A 2,161-nucleotide genomic window follows, 5' to 3' on the forward strand; every position below is an offset into this window, starting at 1 on the left:
TGCTGTACAAGGAGGGCCTGGACCTTCTCGTCGTGCCCTCCGCCGAGCTCTCCCGCGGCCGTGGCGGCCCGCGCTGCATGAGCATGCCCTTCTGGCGCGAGGACCTCTAAGGTTTTCAAAGATCCGTACGGGTCTTAATACAAACATCTAGCTGCCATTAGATGTCTTCCAATGGGGCGGTGCGGGTTTTCGCACCGCCCCATTCTTGTTTAATGAAGCTTAATTAACATCAGATAAGGCGGCCCATATGACCAGGGGCAGTCACGTTGATACCCCCCAACGGTGTCGGCTTCTTTGCCTTTTGGGCATCATCTCGATTCCCATGACCTTTGCCGGCATCATCCCCGTGTTCTAGCGATTGGAGCCTAGCCATGGATATCAAGACAATCGGCGTTGAGGAATGGCTCAACGTTTGGGAGAAGAGCGCTACGTGGGATATCGCCCAGTCGACGATCTCGTCGCTTACCATGGGCGAGTTGCGCGCGCTCGACGAGCAGGACGGCGCTACCTTCTACGAGCGCCTGGACCGCGAGAAGATGAACTACGGCTGGATCGAGGGCTCGCCCGACTTTAAGGCCGAGGTCGCCAAGCTCTATCGTCGCGAGGTCAATCCCGATCACATTCTTCAGACCAATGGCTGCACGGGTGCCAACCTCAACGCCATCATGGCCGTTGTCGAGCCCGGCGACCACGTGATTGCCGAGTGGCCTACCTATGCGCCGCTCTACGAGATCCCGCGTACACTGGGCGCCGAGGTCGAGTATTGGGAGCTTCGCGAGGAGCTCGGATGGAAACCCGATATCGAGGAGCTCAAGCGCCTCGTTCGAACCAACACGAAACTCATCTGCATCAATAACGCATCGAACCCCATCGGTACGGTGCTTGATGCCGATACGCTCGGTCAGATTGCCGAGATTGCCCGTTCGGTGGGCGCCTACGTGCTGTGTGACGAGGTGTATCTGCCGCTCGAGAACACCGAGTCCTTTATGTCGATGGCCGACGTGTATGAGAAGGCCATTGTCACTAACTCGGTGTCTAAGACCTATTCGACGCCTGCAGCCCGCGTGGGTTGGGTCGTGGCCGACGAAGAGGTGTCCAATCGCATCCGCACCTATCGCGATTACACCATGATCTGCGGCGGCGTGTTCAACGATGCCCTGGCGACCTATGTGCTTGAGCACAAGGACAAGATTCTCGAGCGCAACCGCAGGATCGTGTCTGGCAATCGCGATATCGCGCAGGCTTGGATCGATACGCAACATCGCGTTTCCTGGACGGCCCCACAGGGCGTGTCTACCTCGTTTATCCAGCTTGATATTCCCGAGGACGACGAGGAGTTCTGCAAGCGCCTGTTGTCCGAGAGGGGAGTGCTGCTGGTGCCCGGCAGCCGTTTTGAGCTTCCCTGCGGCGCACGCCTGGGCTACTGCGCGAGCGAAAATGTTCTTCGCGAGGGCTTGAGGCTTCTAGGCGAGGCACTGGCCGAGTTCGATTGCTAATCTCTTGAGGCCCGCGAAGGCCTAAACCTTACTTGGCCCTAGGTGTACCGAATGCAGACCCGCCCCTTTTGGGGGCGGGTCTGTTTGTCTTTGCCGCCGGAAAAGTCAAGTTGTTACAAATGGAGACGCAAGATCGATCGGGTATTCGACGGGCCTTATACTAAGCTTCCGGTGAACGGTATTCAACGTCTGGTAAACGGTAATCTGTTTGCAAAAAATGAATAGGAAGAACTTTTTTTTGAATAAAACTCAAAATGGTTGAGATGCAGCAAGAATTGCGAATTCTATTCATATCGTTGCACGAAATATGCAATATGAGGGTGGTTTAACAAAGTTTAGTTCCATTTGATTTTTGGATTGAAAACGCGTTTAAGCACGTAAATACACTTTATTAAGATGAAGTGTGCCATGCGTGAAGTATATGTGTATGCCGTTCACCCCCTATAAAAAACCGTTCGGGGGCAAGGTGGAAGTATGGGTTGATTTTGGATATAAATATGTCGTCAGCAATAACGCCTCACACGGAGGGGCGCTAACGAATCGGCCCTGACAAGGGCCCGAAAGAAAGGTAGGAGGCCATGACGAAAGGTCTGCACGTGCCTTCCGAGATCGGCAAGCTCAGGAAGGTCTGCCTGCACCGTCCCGGCGACGAGCTCCTCAACCTG

General features: G+C 54.9%; 2 protein-coding genes. Both read left to right on the plus strand.

Annotated features, from left to right (window positions below):
* Positions 1-110: arginine deiminase family protein (locus ACTM86_RS08880; RefSeq protein WP_148332920.1), on the plus strand; the 110-nt coding region annotated here is incomplete at its 5' end.
* A 261-nt stretch (positions 111-371) separates the two neighbouring features.
* Positions 372-1,496 carry an aminotransferase gene (locus ACTM86_RS08885; protein ID WP_441017474.1) on the plus strand — a complete coding sequence of 375 codons (1,125 nt, stop codon included), beginning with the start codon at positions 372-374 and terminating at the stop codon, positions 1,494-1,496.
* Positions 1,497-2,161: the final 665 nt, after the last annotated feature.

Origin of the sequence: Collinsella sp. HCP3S3_E11, from assembly GCF_052067375.1 — a bacterium.
Classification (GTDB): domain Bacteria; phylum Actinomycetota; class Coriobacteriia; order Coriobacteriales; family Coriobacteriaceae; genus Collinsella.

Bases quoted from the DNA above. Each gene is read 5' to 3' on its own strand.
- ACTM86_RS08885 (WP_441017474.1), top strand. From the start codon at position 372: ATGGATATCAAGACAATCGGCGTTGAGGAATGGCTCAACGTTTGGGAG.